The sequence below is a fragment of the Pantoea sp. CFCC18179 genome, from assembly GCF_059412405.1.
Window position 1 is genome coordinate 77,430 of sequence record NZ_JBNBPM010000004.1, and the last position, 18,175, is coordinate 95,604.

At 53.9% G+C, this 18,175-nt stretch carries 17 protein-coding genes; 13 read left to right on the plus strand and 4 right to left on the minus strand.

Annotated elements, in window-relative coordinates:
- Nucleotides 1–3: 3 nt before the first annotated feature.
- Nucleotides 4–2,427, minus strand: a complete 2,424-nt coding sequence (plsB, locus tag ACPUC7_RS09920) for a glycerol-3-phosphate 1-O-acyltransferase PlsB (RefSeq protein ID WP_494922811.1) — start codon at nucleotides 2,425–2,427, stop codon at nucleotides 4–6.
- Nucleotides 2,428–2,553: 126 nt separating this feature from the next.
- Between plsB and ACPUC7_RS09925 the strand changes: the two genes are divergently transcribed.
- The 4 genes from ACPUC7_RS09925 (at nucleotide 2,554) to ACPUC7_RS09940 (ending at nucleotide 5,474) form a co-directional block, all read left to right on the plus strand.
- On the plus strand, nucleotides 2,554–2,922 hold the full coding sequence (locus ACPUC7_RS09925; RefSeq protein WP_494922812.1) for a diacylglycerol kinase: 369 nt from the start codon (nucleotides 2,554–2,556) through the stop codon (nucleotides 2,920–2,922).
- 105 nt (nucleotides 2,923–3,027) lie between these two features.
- A complete protein-coding gene (gene lexA / locus ACPUC7_RS09930; protein ID WP_343552527.1) occupies nucleotides 3,028–3,642 on the plus strand; it encodes a transcriptional repressor LexA in 615 nt (204 codons plus the stop codon).
- A 135-nt stretch (nucleotides 3,643–3,777) separates the two neighbouring features.
- Nucleotides 3,778–5,100, plus strand: a complete 1,323-nt coding sequence (gene dinF, locus ACPUC7_RS09935) for an MATE family efflux transporter DinF (RefSeq protein WP_494922813.1) — start codon at nucleotides 3,778–3,780, stop codon at nucleotides 5,098–5,100.
- 161 nt (nucleotides 5,101–5,261) lie between these two features.
- Nucleotides 5,262–5,474, plus strand: a complete 213-nt coding sequence (locus tag ACPUC7_RS09940; RefSeq protein ID WP_494922814.1) for a CsbD family protein — start codon at nucleotides 5,262–5,264, stop codon at nucleotides 5,472–5,474.
- Nucleotides 5,475–5,548: 74 nt separating this feature from the next.
- Here the strand turns inward: ACPUC7_RS09940 and zur are convergent, their stop codons facing one another.
- Nucleotides 5,549–6,067, minus strand: coding sequence for a zinc uptake transcriptional repressor Zur (gene zur, locus ACPUC7_RS09945; RefSeq protein WP_343552524.1), 519 nt, complete (start codon nucleotides 6,065–6,067; stop codon nucleotides 5,549–5,551).
- Between the two features lie 451 nt (nucleotides 6,068–6,518).
- Here zur and ACPUC7_RS09950 point away from each other — a divergent pair, with 451 nt between their 5' ends.
- Complete coding sequence (locus tag ACPUC7_RS09950) at nucleotides 6,519–7,769, plus strand: conjugal transfer protein TraF (RefSeq protein ID WP_494922815.1); 1,251 nt, start codon at nucleotides 6,519–6,521, stop codon at nucleotides 7,767–7,769.
- Between the two features lie 120 nt (nucleotides 7,770–7,889).
- On the opposite strand, the gene ACPUC7_RS09955 is transcribed toward ACPUC7_RS09950, so the two are convergent.
- Nucleotides 7,890–8,783, minus strand: a complete 894-nt coding sequence (locus ACPUC7_RS09955; RefSeq protein ID WP_343552522.1) for a LysR substrate-binding domain-containing protein — start codon at nucleotides 8,781–8,783, stop codon at nucleotides 7,890–7,892.
- 193 nt (nucleotides 8,784–8,976) lie between these two features.
- On the opposite strand from ACPUC7_RS09955, the gene ACPUC7_RS09960 reads away from it, so the two are divergent.
- The 6 genes from ACPUC7_RS09960 to pspG all read left to right on the plus strand — a co-directional run bounded on the left by ACPUC7_RS09960 (nucleotide 8,977) and on the right by pspG (nucleotide 14,703).
- Nucleotides 8,977–9,837, plus strand: a complete 861-nt coding sequence (locus ACPUC7_RS09960; protein ID WP_494922816.1) for a transketolase — start codon at nucleotides 8,977–8,979, stop codon at nucleotides 9,835–9,837.
- The gene (locus tag ACPUC7_RS09965; RefSeq protein WP_494922817.1) at nucleotides 9,834–10,838 is read left to right on the plus strand and encodes a transketolase family protein; all 1,005 of its coding nucleotides are present in this window, start codon (nucleotides 9,834–9,836) and stop codon (nucleotides 10,836–10,838) included. The genes ACPUC7_RS09960 and ACPUC7_RS09965 overlap by 4 nt, the downstream gene beginning before the upstream one ends.
- Nucleotides 10,839–10,856: 18 nt before the next feature.
- Nucleotides 10,857–11,714, plus strand: a complete 858-nt coding sequence (locus ACPUC7_RS09970) for an NAD(P)-dependent oxidoreductase (protein WP_494922818.1) — start codon at nucleotides 10,857–10,859, stop codon at nucleotides 11,712–11,714.
- Nucleotides 11,715–11,762: 48 nt separating this feature from the next.
- Nucleotides 11,763–13,088, plus strand: a complete 1,326-nt coding sequence (locus ACPUC7_RS09975; RefSeq protein ID WP_494922819.1) for an MFS transporter — start codon at nucleotides 11,763–11,765, stop codon at nucleotides 13,086–13,088.
- A gap of 91 nt (nucleotides 13,089–13,179) precedes the next feature.
- Nucleotides 13,180–14,175, plus strand: coding sequence for a tRNA dihydrouridine(20/20a) synthase DusA (dusA, locus tag ACPUC7_RS09980; RefSeq protein WP_494922820.1), 996 nt, complete (start codon nucleotides 13,180–13,182; stop codon nucleotides 14,173–14,175).
- A 219-nt stretch (nucleotides 14,176–14,394) separates the two neighbouring features.
- Entirely contained in the window at nucleotides 14,395–14,703 is a 309-nt protein-coding gene (pspG, locus tag ACPUC7_RS09985) for an envelope stress response protein PspG (RefSeq protein WP_494922821.1), read from the plus strand.
- A 195-nt stretch (nucleotides 14,704–14,898) separates the two neighbouring features.
- Here the strand turns inward: pspG and ACPUC7_RS09990 are convergent, their stop codons facing one another.
- Nucleotides 14,899–15,882: a quinone oxidoreductase gene (locus tag ACPUC7_RS09990; RefSeq protein WP_494922822.1), complete on the minus strand. Its 984-nt coding sequence runs from the start codon at nucleotides 15,880–15,882 to the stop codon at nucleotides 14,899–14,901.
- 73 nt (nucleotides 15,883–15,955) lie between these two features.
- Between ACPUC7_RS09990 and dnaB the strand changes: the two genes are divergently transcribed.
- Nucleotides 15,956–17,362, plus strand: coding sequence for a replicative DNA helicase (gene dnaB, locus ACPUC7_RS09995; RefSeq protein ID WP_343552349.1), 1,407 nt, complete (start codon nucleotides 15,956–15,958; stop codon nucleotides 17,360–17,362).
- A 128-nt stretch (nucleotides 17,363–17,490) separates the two neighbouring features.
- Entirely contained in the window at nucleotides 17,491–17,982 is a 492-nt protein-coding gene (locus ACPUC7_RS10000) for an Lrp/AsnC family transcriptional regulator (protein WP_343552348.1), read from the plus strand.
- Nucleotides 17,983–18,175: the final 193 nt, after the last annotated feature.

The following is an 18,175-nucleotide window of genomic DNA, read 5'->3' on the forward strand; positions in this document are numbered from 1 at the left end:
GCATTACTCGTGCGTTATCGCACTTTCAATCGTCAATCGCACATCATTGGTCACCAACTCCGCCAGCATCTGCCACATCATATGGGTGCGTTCGGCATCGGCATCACCGGTATCACTGATGTAGCCTTCAGCACGAAGCGTCAGCACCAGCGCTGTAAACACCGCTTTATCGAAGAACTCCGGCGCATTGATGCCGTGTAGCACAGACAAACGTTGCGCCAGCGTGCGGCTCTCTTTCTCCAGCGTGCCACGGTTAATTGCCGGTTTGGCACTGAGAATCGCAAAGGTAATCGCAAAACGTTGCAAGGTTTCACGAATGCCCGCTGCCAACAATTGCAGTGAACGATGACGTGCTGCGTTCATCTTGAGCTGACCATCTTGCTGAGAAATCAGCCCCTGACGTGCCATTTCTGTGCACAAGGCATTGAGCAGCGCAGGAAGTTCTTCGTCTTTCCAGCGCAGGAACAGTTCACTCTTCAGCATCGGATACACCAGGCTCACCTGACGCAGCAGTTCTGCTTCGCTGATTTCACGATGTTGTTGCACTACAGCGGCAATCAGCGACGGCATCACCAGCATGTGGTGAATGTTGTTGCGATAGTAGGTCATCAGCACCGCCTGCTCACGCGGCAGAATGATGATGTCACCAATGCTGTCTTGCTCAGTTTCGAACTTGTTCATGCCCATGGCGTGATTTAGCAGGGCTTCGGCGCTCATATCGGGCACCGTTGCTTCTGGCGAATACGGCACGTTACGCAGCAACTGGGTGTAGCACTCAAGTTGCTCAATCAGCTGTTCGCGCGTCAGTGAACGCTGGCGTGACGCTAATAGCGCAGTCACACACAGGTTCATGGCGTTGGCCGCACCGGCTTCATTGATGCGTACCATCAGCTTCGCCGCAATGTCATTCACTGCGGGCGTCATCCAGGCGGGACGCTGCGGTTCAATCGGATCAATCGCATCACGCCATTCCGGCACGTTTTTGTTCAGGTAGTTCATCAATGGCAGCGGTTCGCCAAAGTTGACGTAACCCTGGCCGAGATTACGCAGCTTGCGCAAGCCGCGTACCATTTGCAGGAAGTTCTCTTTCTCTTTCGCCGCGCCACGTAACTCTTTGGCGTAGGTACCCACTTCCATCACATGCTCATAACCGATGTAGATCGGCACGAAAGTGATGGGGCGGCTGCCGCCACGCAACATCGCTTGCAGCGTCATTGATAACGTACCGGTTTTCGGATCGAGTAAACGGCCGGTACGCGAACGTCCACCTTCCACGAAATATTCAACCGAGTAACCACGGCTAAACAACTCGCCCAGATATTCACGGAATACGGTGGAGTAGAGTTTGTTGCCTTTAAAGGTACGACGAATAAAGAACGCACCCAAACGGCGGAAAATCGGGCCCGCTGGCCAGAAATTCAGGTTGATACCGGCAGCAATGTGCGGCGGCACCAAACCCTGGTGATAAAGGACATATGAGAGCAGCAGATAGTCCATGTGACTGCGGTGGCAGGGCACATAAACGATCTCATGGCCATCCTGCGCCAGCTGACGGACGCGCTCGCCGCCATGCACATTGATACCTTGATATAAGCGGCTCCACAGCCAACCCATTACGCGATCGGTGATTTTAATCGCTTCATAGGAAAAGTTGGCCGCGACTTCTTCCATCATTTCGATGGCGTGTTGCTGGGCTTTCTCATGCGAAATCTTTTTACTGCGCGCTTCATCTTCTACTGCCTTTTCAATCGCTTTGGATTGAAGCAGCTTGTTGAAGAGATCCTGACGCGCCGGCAAGCTCGGCCCAACCGCCGCCAAACGTTGGCGTGCGAAGTGAATCCGCGCTACGCGTGCCAGTTTCTGTGCAATCGACTTATCGGTGCCGTGCTCGGTGGCCATTTGGCGCAGCGAAACGGTTTGTGAGAAGCGCACAAAGCTGTCGCGACCATGCCACAGAATGGCGAAGAACTTCTGCACGCCATTCAGCACGCGCAAGTGTGGCGCGGCTTCGCCCAACGTCTCACGTCCCGGCGCACGACCAAACATCACCGCGACCGGCAACATCTGCACATCAAGCTGCGGGTTGCTGCGGTGCAGATCGAGGTAGTCGTGGAAGAGCTTTACCGATTCCGGATTTGCCACGAAATAAGGAATAACGCGCGGGCCATCGTGAATAAACACGTGGCGGGGAAGTAAGGTGCCATCGATCTCTAGCGGTGCCAGCGGATCGGGCAGATCATGTTTCAAACATTGCGCCCGCAATGTCAGCAAGTCAGCCTTTGAATCATAAGGCAAAACATACATCACCGGACGTGTCGGATCGATCCCGTGTTCAGAGACAGGATCGGTCGGAATGACCTTACTTTTTACCAAAATAGAGAGTGGTAAATTCAATAATTTGTAATAGAGTTTACGCCAACCTGACATAGACAACTTAAAGCCTCTTGTTAGCAAAGCGCGGCAAGCATACCAGAAAGCGCAGCGAAGATCTGTGGCTCTGCCGCCTCACACTGCCACACATTGACGTCAAAATAGATCAAGGGTTCCACGTACATGGCAAATAATGTCACCGGTATTGTAAGAATAGTGAAAGCAGCCGGTTATTCCTGGCAAGGATTGCGCGCTGCCTGGCAGCATGAAGCCGCGTTTCGCCAGGAAGCGGTTGCGGCGCTAATGGCGATTGTTATCGCATGCTGGTTGGATGTGGATGCCATCACCCGCGTGCTGTTGATTGGCTCTGTGATGCTGGTGGTCATTGTCGAAGTCCTTAATAGTGCCATCGAATCCGTGGTTGATCGCATCGGCCAGGAGCAGCATCCGCTAGCGGGGCGCGCCAAAGATATGGGGTCGGCTGCGGTACTGCTGACTATCTTACTGGCTCTGTTTGTTTGGATCGCCTTGCTCTGGTCGCATTTGAGATAAAGATTCCAGATTCCTCAACCCGCTGATTTTTCCCTCTGTTATGGTTTTCATTCCGCCAATACCTGTATATACTCACAGCGACTGTATAAACAACCAGGGGGCGGGATGAAAGCGTTAACTGCACGGCAGCAACAGGTCTATGACCTGATTCGCGACCATATTAACCAGACGGGCATGCCGCCAACGCGTGCGGAAATTGCTGCGCAACTGGGTTTTCGCTCGCCCAATGCTGCTGAAGAGCATCTGAAAGCGCTGGCGCGTAAAGGCGTAATTGAAATCGTTTCCGGCGCATCGCGCGGGATTCGTTTGCTAATGGAAGAAGAACCGAGCGAAGGGCTGCCGCTGATTGGCCGTGTTGCTGCGGGTGAACCACTGTTGGCACAAGAACATATCGAAGCGCACTATCAAGTAGATGCCAACCTTTTCAAACCGAGCGCGGATTTTCTGCTGCGCGTTAGCGGTATGTCGATGAAAGACATCGGCATTATGGATGGCGATCTATTAGCAGTGCACAAAACGCAGGAAGTGCGTAACGGCCAGGTTGTGGTGGCGCGCATTGATGATGAAGTCACGGTGAAACGCTGGAAAAAGCAGGGCGCGATTGTGCATTTGCTGCCAGAAAACAACGATTTCCAACCGATTGTCGTTGATACTCGCGAGCAACTGCTGACCATTGAAGGTTTGGCGGTTGGCATCGTGCGTAACGGCGAGTGGCTCTGATTTATTTCTGCTTTTCCCCAACTGCGGCGGCGAAACATTCGCTGGCCGCAGTCTGCTATTCTACTTTTCTAAAACTTCTTCTGCGGCACAGTCCGGCGTCATCACGCTGATCACCGCATAAAACGGAATGGGCTGATGCGGCTGTTTTCCTCTTCAGATAAAACACTCTGGCGGCTAGCGCTGCCGATGATCCTCTCTAATATCACCGTTCCATTATTGGGCGTGGTGGATACCGCAGTGATTGGTCATCTCGACAGCCCAATCTATTTGGGCGGCGTCGCGGTGGGCACGACAGCAACCAGTTTTATCTTTATGTTGCTGCTATTCCTGCGTATGAGCACCACCGGGCTTACCGCTCAAGCTTTTGGCGCCAATGATAAAACTGCACTGGCGCGCGCGTTAACCCAGCCGCTGCTGATCGCGTTGGTGTTTGGCATGCTGTTTATGCTGTTAAGAACGCCAGCGAGTAATTTGGCCGCCGCATTGATGGGCGGTAGTGCCGCAGTGCAGCAACAGGCGCAAATATTTATTGAGATTCGCTGGCTCAGCGCGCCCGCCACGCTAGCCAATTTAGTGATTCTCGGCTGGTTGCTCGGCGTGCAGTATGCGCGCGCGCCGATGGTGCTGCTGATTATCGGTAATCTGGTCAACATCCTGCTCGATCTGCTGTTCGTGCTTAAGCTGCATTGGGGCGTGGCCGGTGCGGCGGCAGCAACTGCAACGGCGGAATATGTCACGCTTGCCGTTGGTTTGTGGATGGTGGCGCGAGTACTCAAGATGCGCGGTATTCACTTTTCATTATTAAAAAGCAGCTGGCGCGGCGATGCGGCGCGCTTGTTCCGTCTTAATCGCGACATCATGTTGCGTTCCCTCATGCTGCAAATCTGTTTCGCTTCGTTGACGTTACTTGGCGCGCGTATTGGCCCGGATGTGGTGGCGGTCAATGCGGTGTTGCTGATGTTCCTGACTTTCACGGCCTATGCGTTAGATGGCTTTGCTTACGCGGTCGAAGCCTGTTCCGGCGAAGCGGTTGGCGCCAAGGATCGCAGTAAGTTACTGCTAATCTGGCATGCAGCCTGTCGTCAGGCGTGTTTTGTCGCGCTAATGTTTGCGGTGATTTATGCCTGCACCGGACCGCAGATCGTCGCCATGCTGACTTCCCTTGAAGCGCTGCGTGAAATGGCTGATCGCTACCTCATCTGGCAGGTGATTTTGCCGCTGGTTGGCGTGTGGTGTTATCTGCTGGATGGCATGTTTATCGGTGCCACGCGTGGACGTGAAATGCGTAACAGCATGGTGATGGCGGCGATCGGTTATGGCATTACGCTTTTGACATTGCCGTGGCTGGGCAATCACGGCTTGTGGCTGGCCGTTACGGTGTTTCTTGCTTTGCGCGGGTTAACGCTGTGGCTGGTCTGGCGCGGCCATTGGCGGCATGACAGCTGGTTTAATGCTTGATAAGCGAAGCGTAACCTACAGATTAATCTGTATTTCCCAGCAAACTGCGCAGCGCCTACTATAATTATCTCAAACGGCGCAAATGAGTAGCGCGTTGTGTGGGTATTTCCTTCTTTATCTAGGGGATTACCCGTCTCACTCAGGATGACGTGGAGGATTATATGAACAAAGACGAAGCGAGCGGCAACTGGAAGCAGTTTAAAGGGAAATTTAAAGAGAAGTGGGGAAAACTCACTGATGACGATCTGACCGTGATTGAAGGTAAGCGCGATCAGCTGGTCGGCAAAATTCAGGAACGCTACGGCTACGCGAAAGATGAAGCCGAGAAAGAAGTGAAGGATTGGGAAACCACCAATAAAGATTACCGCTGGTAATTCCCGATTAGGAAGATGCTCCTACCCACCGATCATTTAGCGTAGTGATCGGTAAGGCACACGGAAGTGCCACCCTATTTTCTGGCCCGTTTTTTCCCTTCCACCTGATGGTCATGCTCGCAGCTTTCATGATGGGTACAAGCCGCGACTTCCGCGCAGTTCTCACACAAACCATGTGCTTCAATCACCGTATGCCGCAAAGAAAACCCTGCCTGATCGGCCAAACCCGCAATGGTTTTTTCCACGCCGTGAGCATGTTTTTCCGTTACTGCCGCGCAACCATCGCACACCAGCATCACCGAAGTGTGTGCCGGTTCATCGAAATGATGGCAAACCACATAGCTGTTGTTTGACTCAACGCGATGAATAAAGCCCTGTTCCAGCAAAAAATCCAGCGCTCGATAAATGGTCGGCGGTTTAGCCTGTGGCTCACTGACGCGCAGTTGATCCAGCAAATCGTAAGCGCTTATTGAACCATTTTGCTCCGCCATTAAACGCAGCACTTCTGCGCGTTGAGTGGTGAGGCGCACGCCGCGGTCAAGGCAAAGTGATTCAGCCTGAGTAAGAAGTTGTTCGGGCGTGAGGTTTGACATAAGCATTCTCCAGGTTGCAGGTGATGTTATTTTATCACACAAATTTTTACCCTGCTGTGATTGCTTTTTATCCCTAAAACGCCTCAGAAAATTCCCACCAATCAACAAATTACCTGAATCATTTCCCCGGTTATTTTTTTGCAGCATTTTTGCTGTACCAATCGTAGCTGGCAGGCGCGACAACGGTTGAGGGCTTTTGCTTTGCAACTCACCGGGTTAGCGACTATGGTTCAAAAGGTCTTAAGTAATTTCTGGCATCAATTTACTCACTGTTAATTTTTCTGCATAAAAACACAGCAGAATGGTGCGTGTGCGTCCAATTCTGCGAATAGCAGTGCTATTTCCTTTTAATTCACGGCAATGAAGCGTTAGCCGAGGTTCAGAATAGCGGCTAACTAAACTGTTCCGTCGGTGAGAGGCTCAGCGACATTTCAAAGGTGATGGCAGGCTCATGGTGAAGACATTATTCAGGCACAAAAAAGTTGCTTATCTTGTTGGTTTGAATGCGGTATTTCTTTCTACTTCGGCTCTGGCAGCAGGCACATGGTACGACGCACGCAATGATGCGATGGGCGGCACTGGCGTGGCGTCTTCCACATGGAGTTCAGCGGTGCTGGCTAACCCAGCATTGATGACCAAAGCGCAGCCTGAAGACAACGTCAGCATCATTTTCCCTTCAGCGGGCGCACAGGTTACTGACAAAGACAAATTAATCGACCGTGTCGATGACATCACTGATACCGTCGATCGTTATCAGAAAGTGATTGATGGCCTGACATTTGCCGATTACCTCAATGGCTACCCGCAACTGAAAGCGGCCGCTGGCGATATGGCGAATCAGCTCAGCGATTTACGTGGCAACAAAGCCGATGGCACTGCGGGTGTGGCGCTGGCGGTTACCGTTCCTAATGAAACCCTGCCGTTTGCCTTCATTACCAAGGCGTATGGCACGGCGCACGTGCGCGCCAACGTGGCGGACAGCGATATTGCTTACCTGCGCGGCGTAGCTAATGGCAGCATCATTCCGCGTCCCGGTGATGAAGATAATCTGCGCTCCAGCGCCAACGGGTTGGCGGCGTTAATCACCGACTATGGCGTTGCCGTCGCCCATGAGTTCTCGATTGCAGGTCATCCGGTTTCACTGGGCGTAACGCCAAAGGTGCAAAAAACTTGGCTATATAATTACACCGCCAGTATCTACAACTACGACAAGAACGATATCAACGACAGTCGCTATCGCAGCAGTGATACCGGTTTTAACGTCGATGCCGGCCTTGCCACTGATTTCGGTGACCACTGGACGTTAGGCGTGACCGGACAGAACCTGGTTTCGCGTGATATCGACACCAAAGAGGTCAATGGTTACAGCGATACCTACCAAATCCGACCGCTGGTCACCACCGGACTTTCATGGAATAACGGACCCTTTACCGTGGCCGGTGATGTCGATTTGACCCAAACCAAGCGCTTTAAATCGCAAGAAAGCAGCCAATATGCAGGCGTCGGTGCCGAGTACCGCGTGCTGGAATGGTTGGCGCTGCGTGCGGGTTATCGCGCCGATATGAAATCGAACGATACCAATGTGTTCACCGCCGGTTTGGGCGTGTCGCCATTCCACAATACGGTGCATCTGGATCTGGCTGGTTCGGTGGGCGAGGACAATACTGTCGGTGCCATGTTGCAGCTTGGATTTAACTTCTAACTGATAGATTTCACATCACGGTTACATCGAGCCTGATTTCTCGTGAACAGGCTCACATAAAACAGGTCGCAATCGGCGACCTGTTTTTTTTCACCTGCGGGAAATTGTGATCGTAATCAATCAGCGCAACTGGGCCAGATTGAGCTGGGAAAGCAACCAGGTTTTAAAGCTGTCGAGCGCAAAATGGCGATGTTGATGGCGCGGAAACACCAGATAGTGGCCGATGTAATGAATCTCTTGCGTGGTATTGATCAGCGGACACACTAAACGCCCACTGGCCAATTCGCGTTCGGCCAGCAATTTGGATTCCAGCACCACGCCCAGCCCATCGACGGCGGCGGCGATTGCCATAAAGCTGCGGTCAAAGCGCAAACCATAATGGCGCGGCGGGGTGAGGTTATTAGCCTCAAACCAACCTTTCCATTGATAAAGCTGCACATCACATTGAATCAATGGCTGATGATAAAGATCCTCTGGCTGCTTGATCTGCGCGGCCAGCGCTGGCGAACACAGCGGCGTTAACTCTTCCACCGCCAGCGGAATTTTTTCATAAGGCGATGGACGCGGCTCGCCATAAACAATATCCAAATCAAAGTCATCTTGCTCGAAGCGCGCGTATTCGGTGCTAGCCGACAGACGCAAATCAATGTGCGGATGCGCCTGAATAAAGCTGCCCAGCCGCGGCAGCAGCCATTGATGAGCGAAACTCGGCGCGGTATGCAAGCGCAACGGGCGGGACTCATCGGCGGTTACTAGCGCTAAGCCGCGCTGCATCTCATCAAAGCCGCGCTGAATGTGCTCCAGCAACACCACGCCTTCTTTGGTGAGGATGATTTCGCGCGTGCTGCGCTGAAACAAACGCGTCTCTAGCGTCTCTTCCAACTTGCGGATGGCATGACTGATGGCACTGGGCGAGAGATCGAGTTCTTTCGCCGCGCTGGCAAACGCGCCAGTACGACCAGCCGCTTCAAACGCACGCAGTAGTGAAAGCGGGGCTTTTCTCAATAACGACATTCGTGAATCCCATTCAACAGTAGATGCATTTTTTGCTTTTGTCGGTCGGCGCTGTGGCTGCGTAATCTGTTCTCAAGGGGCAAAGCGAGCGTGAGCAGCCGATTTAACAGGTGAATAGCATGCACATTTCTCCGTGATAGATCTGCCCGCTACTCGCCACTTTTGCAAGATTTCACATTTCTCAGGAACACTTATGACGACTCTCGCAGAACCTGAAGTGACCACTTTGCAACGTTTGCAGCAGCACGCTTATCACATCCGTCGCTACGCGTTGCAAATGGGCGAAGTTCAAGGGCAAGGCTACATCGGTCAGGCGTTGGGATTGGCCGATATGCTGGCGGTGGCGTGGTGCCACGCGATGAATATCCGCCCGGAAGATGCGGAATGGGAAGGTCGCGATCGCTTCCTGCTGTCGCACGGTCATTACGCTATCGCACTGTACGCGGCGCTGATTGAAGCGGGCATAATCCCTGAAGAAGAATTGGAAACCTATGGTTCTGACGACAGCCGTTTGCCAATGTCCGGCATGGCAACCTACACGCCTGGCATGGAGATCTCTGGCGGCTCGCTCGGCCAGGGATTGACGATTGGTGTCGGCATGGCGCTGGCGCTGCGCCACAAAGGCAATCCGGCGTTTGTGTATAACTCAATGTCGGATGGCGAGTTAGATGAAGGTGCCACCTGGGAAGCGGCGATGGGCGCGGCGCATCATCAGCTGTCGAACCTGATCGTGTTAGTGGATATCAACCAGCAGCAGGCCGACGGTCCTTCCAGCAGCGTGATGGGTTTTGAACCGCTGGCGGATAAGTGGCAGGCGTTTGGCTGGCACGTACAACGCGTGAATGGCAACGACATCGCCGCAGTACAGCAGGCGTTTGACCGTGCGCGTGCGCTGCAAGAGCCGAAACCGCGGGTGATCCTGCTGGATACCTTGATGGGCAAAGGCGTGCCGTTCCTTGAAGCACGAGAAAAGAACCACTTTATTCGGGTTGATGCCGATGAATGGCAGCAGGCCATCGCCATCCTCGATCAGGCTCAGGAGGCCGCACAATGAGCAGCATCACCGCAGAGAAAAAACCGCGCTTGACCACTTCGGCGATGATTGCCTCGATCGCCAGCGAAGGACAGAAAACCGTCTCCGCGCCGTTTGGTCATGCACTGGTGAAAGCCGCGGCCACGCGACCGAATATTGTTGGCCTGACTGCCGATCTGTCGAAATACACCGATCTGCACATTTTTGCCCAAGCTCATCCTGAACGTCATTTTCAGATGGGCATGGCTGAACAGCTACTGATGGGCGCTGCGGGCGGCATGGCGAAAGAGGGCATGACGCCGTTTGCCACCACCTATGCGGTGTTCGCCACACGTCGCGCCTATGACTTTATCCATCAGGTAATTGCCGAAGAGCAGCTCAACGTGAAGATTTGCGCTGCGCTGCCGGGTTTAACCACCGGTTACGGGCCGAGCCATCAAGCCACGGAAGATATTGCGCTGATGCGCGGCATTCCTGGCCTGACGATTGTTGATCCGTGCGATGCGCTGGATACCGAACAAGCGGTGGCGGCGATTGCCGATCATCAAGGCCCGGTTTATATGCGTCTGCTGCGCGGCAAAGTACCGCTGGTTCTGGACGAATACGATTACCAATTCGAATTGGGCAAAGCCAAAATGCTGCGCGATGGCCGCGATGTCTTGCTGATCGCCAGCGGGATTATGACCATGCGCGCGCTGGAAACGGCCAAGGCGTTGGCGCAGGACAACGTGGATGTGGCGGTGCTGCATGTGCCGACCATCAAGCCGCTGGATACGGCAACCATCATCGCGCAGTGCCAGCGCGCCGGACGTTTGGTGGTGGTGATGGAGAACCACAGCGTGGTCGGCGGTTTAGGTGAAGCGATTGCCACCAGCTTGCTGCACGCGCAGGTGATGCCGGTGTTCAAGCATATCGGCCTGCCAGATAAATTCCTTGATGCCGGTGCGTTGCCAACCTTGCACGACCGTTACGGGATTTCCACTGATGCCGTGGTCAGCGCGATTCGCGTCTGGCTGGCGTAAATGCGTAAGGAGAAAAGCATGAAAGTTATCTTCGTCGGCACCGGGGCGATTGGCGTACCGATGGCATGCCAGATTCAGCAGGCCGGACATGCGGTTTTGGGGGTGGATGTGTTCGAGGCGTCGCGCCAACGTGCGCAGGCGCAGGGCATTGAAGCGGTCAGCAGCATCACGCAAGCACCAGAAGCGGATGTGGTGGTGGTGATGGTTGCCACGCCGCAGCAGTTGCAGGCGCTGGTGGCTGAAGCCTTGCCGCAGGTGGCGGGGCAACATTGGGTGATTATGTCCACCGTTGGCCCGCAAGCGGTGCGGGAAGCAGCCGTTCAGCTGATCGCGGCAGGAGCAAAAGTGGTCGATGCGCCAGTGACGGGCGGCACCGCGCGCGCCAGCACCGGGGAATTAGTGATTTTTGCATCAGGTGAAGCCTCAGCGATCGCCACCGTTGATCCGATATTGAACGCCATGGGATCGGTGTCGATCGTCGGCAGTGAGATCGGCGAAGGTCAGGGGATCAAAGTGATCAACCAGCACCTTTGCTCGGTGCACATCGTGGCGGCCGCCGAGGCGCTAAGTCTGGCGACATCGTTAGGGCTGGATCCGGCGCAGGTGCTGAAGCTGGTGGAACGCGGTGCGGCGGGTTCGTGGATGTTGTCGGATCGTGGCCCACGCATGTTGGAGGGCACCGATGTGGCGGTTTCCAGCGCCATCAATATTTTTGTGAAAGACAGCGGGTTAGTGGCAGAGGCGGCGATCGCCTGTCACGCAGAGGTTCCGCTCTTACAGGTCGCTCATGCTCGTTATCTGGCGGCAGTAGAAGCCGGATTGGGGCAACGTGATGACAGCAGAGTGATTGAAACCTGGCAAAACCCTACACGTTAACCAGTCAGTCACGCTGCCCGAAAAAATATCATAATACCGGGGTAAGACATGAACACGACTTCTGTACCTGCAAACACCCGCGAAAACGCGGCCAAAGTCTCCTTCGCATCGATGATTGGATCGGCAGTCGAGAGCTACGATTTCTTCATCTACGGCACGGCGGCTGCGGCCTATTTTGGCCCGATTTTTTTCCATACCAAAGAGCCGATCATCGGCATTCTCGCGGCCTTTGCCACCCTGGCGGTGGGCTTCCTGATGCGTCCGCTGGGCGGTTATCTGGCCGGACACTTTGGCGATCGTTATGGCCGCAAAACCGTGCTGTTCTGGTCGCTGCTGGCGATGGGCGGCGCGACGGTGCTGATCGGCGCGTTACCCACCTATGAACAAGCCGGTATTCTGGCACCGATCTTGTTGATCTTACTCCGGATGATCCAGGGGATCGGATTCGGCGCGGAATGGGGTGGCGCGGTGCTAATGGCCTTTGAGCATGCGCCGGCCAAAAAGCGCGGCTTCTTTGGTGCTGTACCACAATTGGGGATTCCGCTCGGCCTGCTGCTAGCAAACGGCTCTTTCCTGCTCTCTGCCGCCTTGTTTGAAGGTGATTGGGTGTGGCGCATGCCGTTCCTGATCTCCTTTGTGATGGTGGCGATCGGCATCTTTATTCGTCTGCAAGTGGCGGAATCACCGGAGTTTGAAAAAGCCAAAGCCGACAATCAGATCGTCAAACAACCGGCGCTGGAAGTGATTCGCCGCGATTGGCGCACCATCGTCAAGATTATGGGCTTACGTCTGGCGGAAACCGGCGGTTACTACATCACCACCAGTTTTATGCTGTCGTATGTGGTGCTGGCGAAAATTACCGATACCCATCATGTGCTGTGGGGCACGCTGATCGGTTCGGCGCTCGGTTTGGGCAGCCACTTGTTGTACGGCGCGCTGAGTGACAAATACGGTCGTCGCCCGATTTTCCTGATTGGCGCCATCTTCACTATCTTGTTCGGTATCCCGATGTTTATGCTGATCAATACCGGCGCGGTCACTATGGTGATTGTGGCGGTAGCGATGTCGCTGCTGTTCAGCCATGACCCAATCTTTGCGGTGGAATCGAGCTGGTTCTCCGAGCAGTTCCCGGCCAATGTGCGCTCATCAGGGATTTCACTGGGCTACAACGGCGCATCGGTAGTGGCGGGTTTGCTGCCGTTCATTGCCACCGGCGTTTACAGCGTGGTCGGTTGGATTGGACCGGCGGTGATGTTCTCGCTGCTGGGAGTGATTTCCACTTGGGTGGCGCTGCATACGCGAGAAACCGCCCCGGCGCGCGTAGGTGAGCCTGCTCGCCAGCCTGCTTCTGCTGCAAAAGCACGTACGGTGTAGTGCTAATAACGGGCGGCTGTGTCGCCCGTTATTGCTGTGCTATCATTGCGCAGTTTCTCATCACTCACTTACTGCGGATTTATTGCGTTTCATGACCGATACCTTCTCCTCGCAACGTTTTTCTATTGCCCCAATGCTCGACTGGACCGACCGCCACTGTCGTTATTTCCACCGCAAATTAAGCGGCGATACGCTGCTTTACACCGAAATGGTGACCACTGGCGCGATCATTCACGGCAAAGGTGATTATCTGGCTTATAGCGAGGACGAACATCCGCTGGCGCTGCAATTGGGCGGAAGCGATCCGGCGGCGCTGGCGCAATGTGCCAAGCTCGCTGAAGAGCGCGGCTACGACGAGATTAACCTCAACGTGGGTTGCCCATCCGATCGTGTGCAGAATGGCCGTTTTGGCGCTTGCCTGATGGCGGATGCGCAGCTGGTGGCGGATTGTATTAAAGCGATGCGCGATGTGGTGAGCATTCCGGTCACGGTGAAAACCCGCATCGGCATTGATGAGCAGGACAGTTATGAATTCCTGTGTGATTTTATCGGTACCGTGGCGCAACAGGGCGGCTGCGACACCTTTATCATTCATGCGCGTAAAGCCTGGCTTTCTGGTCTGAGTCCAAAAGAAAACCGCGAAATTCCGCCGCTCGATTATCCGCGCGTGTATCAACTGAAGCGTGATTTCCCGGCGCTGACCATGGCGATCAACGGCGGCATTAAGACGCTGGAAGAAGCGAAGCAGCATTTGCAGCATATGGATGGCGTGATGATGGGGCGCGAAGCCTACCAAAATCCGGGCATTCTGGCGCAGGTGGATCGTGAACTGTTTGGCCGCGATACGCCGCTGGCGGATCCGGTAGCGGTGGTGCGCTCCATGTATCCTTACATCGAAGCGGAGTTATCGCAGGGAACCTATCTTGGCCACGTTACGCGCCATATGTTGGGCCTGTTCCAGGGGATTCCGGGCGCACGCCAATGGCGTCGTCATTTGAGTGAAAATGCCCATAAACCGGGGGCTGATGTACGCGTGTTAGAAGCAGCGCTGGCGCTGGTGGCGGATAAGATCCCGCAGGAAGCCTAAGTTGGCGTGAATACCAAGGTCACCATAAATGGCGACCCTACATAGTATTGAGAGCAGTTTTAGTAGGGTGCGCATTTATGCGCACCTGGAAATCATTGGAATAACGTTATTTCCTCGCCACATGTTGGTTTTTTTCACCACCCTGCAATTCTGCATTTTCTCCCTCATTCAACAATTTCAATCAGTTAGCATCTCCACGGAGTTGGCACGCATCTTGTAATGCTCCTGCTGTACCCATATCGGAAATTCTGGAGAACCTTCGTGGAAATACTCTTTGTTCTCGGCTTCTTTCTCATGCTGCTGGTGACCGGCGTTTCATTGCTTGGTGTCATCGCGGCCTTGATTGTTGCTACCGCTTTAATGTTCTTTGGCGGATTGCTGGCAATTGTTATTAAATTGTTGCCGTGGCTGATCTTGGCGCTGGTGGCGGCGTGGCTGTATCGTGCATTTTCCACCCCATCGGGCGAAGCAAAATTGAACCGTCTGAAAAGAAAAATCAGTGACTTAGAACGTAATGGTTGGCGCTAATTGCGGTGAAGATCACAGACCAGGAAATTGCTTAGTACGAATCCGCAATTAAACATATTTTTTACTTATGTTTTCTGCCAGGATGATTGGCGTTGTTTCAACACGAATTCATCGCCGCTGTCCCTACACCAGCGCGAACTATAAAAAAGAAAGAAAAAGGGGCTTCCTACGGGAAGCCCCGTTTGCATTTAGCGATCAGGGAATCAGCAAGCTCGAACCTTGCGTGGCCCGGCTTTCCAGCACTTGATGCGCGCGCACCGCATCGCTCAAGGCAAATTTCTGCTGATCCGGAACATTCACTTGAATGGCACGGCTGGCAATCAGCGAGAACAGCTCATTGCTGGCGGCATCCAGTTCTTCGCGATTGGTGATGTAACCAAACAGCGAAGGGCGCGTAACGAACAGCGAGCCTTTCTTGTTGAGAATGCCCAAGTCCACGCCCGTTACTGGCCCGGAAGCATTGCCAAAACTCACCATCAAACCGTGGCGACGCAAGCTGTCGAGCGACGGTTCCCAAGTGTCTTTGCCCACTGAGTCATACACCACCGCGACTTTCTCACCGTTGGTCAACTCGCTGACGCGCTTGGCGATATCCTCTTCGCGATAATTGATGGTTGCCCATGCTCCGGCATCTTTGGCGATTTTGGCTTTTTCAGCAGAGCCGACGGTGCCGATCAGATGCGCGCCCAACGCTTTTGCCCATTGGCAAGCGATCAAACCGACGCCGCCCGCCGCAGCGTGGAACAGGAAGATTTCATCGGCTTTGACTTTGTAAGTCTGACGCAGCAAATACTGCACAGTCAGCCCTTTCAGGAAGGACGCGGCACCCTGCTCGAAGCTGATGCTTTCCGGCAGAATCACCAATCTGTCTTCTGCCACATTGTGCAGTTCGCTGTACGCGCCCAGTGCCGCCTGGCAATAGACCACGCGATCGCCAACTTTAAAACGCGTTACACCCGATCCGACACGTTTCACCACGCCCGCGGCTTCGGTGCCGACGCCCGAAGGGAAGCTGGCTTGCGGATACAAGCCGCTGCGCACGTAAGTATCAATGTAGTTAATGCCAATGGCCTTATTTTCCACCTGCACTTCGTGTGCAGCGGGATCGGCCAGCTCGAAATCGACCCATTGCAAAACTTCCGGGCCGCCGTGTTGGTTGAATTGAATCCGCTTTGCCATTCTGACTCCTGTGATTGTTCATCCTGGGACGGTATACTTGCGCGTCCCTTTCACGATCGGTAATGCATTCACTATGGCAGGAAATAAACCCACCAACAAATCGAACGAACCCCGCGATCGGCAGCTGGAAGGCGTGAAAATGCCGCCGCATTCCATAGAAGCGGAGCAGTCGGTGCTCGGTGGGTTGATGCTGGATAACCAGCGCTGGGACAACGTCTCTGAGCGCGTGGTCGCCAATGATTTCTTCAACCGCTCGCACCGCATGATCTTCAGCGAAATGCAGCGTTTGCTGGAAGCTGGCCAGCCGATCGACCTGATTACGCTCTCTGAATCACTGGAAACGCTCGGTGAACTGGAGATGGCAGGCGGCTTTGCTTATCTCGCTGAATTAGCCAAAAACACGCCAAGTGCGGCGAACATCGGCGCTTATGCCGATATCGTGCGTGAACGTGCCGTGGTACGTGAGATGATCTCGGTGGCGAATCAGATCGCCGATGCGGGTTACGATCCGCAAGGTCGTAGCAGCGAAGATCTGCTCGATTTCGCCGAATCCAACGTATTTAAAATCGCCGAGCAGCGTGCCAATAAAGATCAGGGCCCGCAGAACATCGAGCAGATTTTGGAAGCGACGGTCTCGCGCATTGAGTCGCTGGTTTCCACGCCGCACGATGGCGTGACCGGCGTCGATACCGGCTATCAGGATCTCAACAAGAAAACTGCCGGTTTGCAGGGCTCAGATCTGATTATCGTTGCGGCGCGTCCTTCAATGGGTAAAACCACCTTCGCCATGAATCTGTGCGAAAACGCCGCGATGCTGCAAGACAAACCGGTGCTGATTTTTAGCCTTGAAATGCCCAGCGAGCAATTGATGATGCGTATGCTGGCGTCGCTGTCGCGCGTTGACCAAACGCGCATTCGTACCGGCCAGTTAGAAGATGAAGATTGGGCGCGCATCTCCGCCACCATGGGGATTTTGCTCGAGAAGAAGAACATGTTTATTGATGACTCTTCTGGCCTGACGCCAACCGAAGTGCGCTCACGTGCGCGGCGTATCTTCCGTGAAAACGGCGGCTTAAGTCTGATCATGATCGACTACTTGCAGCTGATGCGTGTGCCGGCGCTGTCCGACAACCGTACGCTGGAGATCGCCGAGATTTCACGCTCCCTGAAAGCGCTGGCGAAAGAGCTGAATGTGCCGGTGGTGGCGCTGTCGCAGCTAAACCGTTCATTGGAGCAGCGCGCAGATAAACGTCCGGTGAACTCGGATCTGCGTGAATCCGGTTCGATCGAGCAGGATGCCGACTTGATCATGTTCATTTATCGCGACGAGGTGTATCACGAAAACAGCGATCTGAAAGGCATCGCTGAGATCATCCTTGGTAAGCAGCGTAACGGCCCGATCGGTACCGTACGTTTGACCTTTAATGGCCAATGGTCGCGTTTTGATAACTACGCTGGCCCGCAATACGACGACGAATAATCCTTTCTCCCCGCATGCATGCACGATTTGTGCATGCATTTCACGTCATCAGAAAATAGTGTTGGACAACCCCGGCTTTAATCAGGTTATCTGTACCAAAGCGAACCCTATAACGCTGTGGAAACAGAATGACTCAGGTAGACGATCACGACCTTAAGATATTGACATTACTACAATCTAACGGACGCCTCACCAACCAGGAACTCAGCGATTTAGTCGGACTTTCGGCGTCTCAATGTTCACGCCGCCGCATCAATCTGGAGCAGGCAAATCTCATTCTTGGCTATCACGCACGTCTTTCGCCGGACGCGGTTGGCTTGGGCATGGTGGGATTAATTGAAGTGCGATTGAAAAATCACACGCCGGATTATGAAGAGAATTTCCATCGCATGGTGGAAGAGGAACCGGCGATTGTCGATGCGTTTAAAACCACCGGTGATGCCGATTATCTGCTGAAAGTGGCGGTGGCCGATCTGGCGTCGTTAAGCGCGCTGATCAGCCAGTTAGTCGCCGGACATCAAAGCGTTGCGCACGTAAAAACATCCGTAGTATTGAGCCGTTTAAAAGAGAACGGTTTGATGATGATCCCTCAGCACAAAACGCGCCAAAAAAGTGCATGATGTGCTAATCTGGTGCAATTATTGCCAAATAAATGCAAAAAACGCGCACCAGAAAACAGATTTGTGCATGAACTGATGGTTTAACTCCAGGTTAATGCACAAAAACCTGCAATAAAGCGCCTTAGTTATCAATTGGATAATCACTGGCACCCATCGGCGGCGCGCATAAGTCGCCGATGTGGTGCGTTTTTTG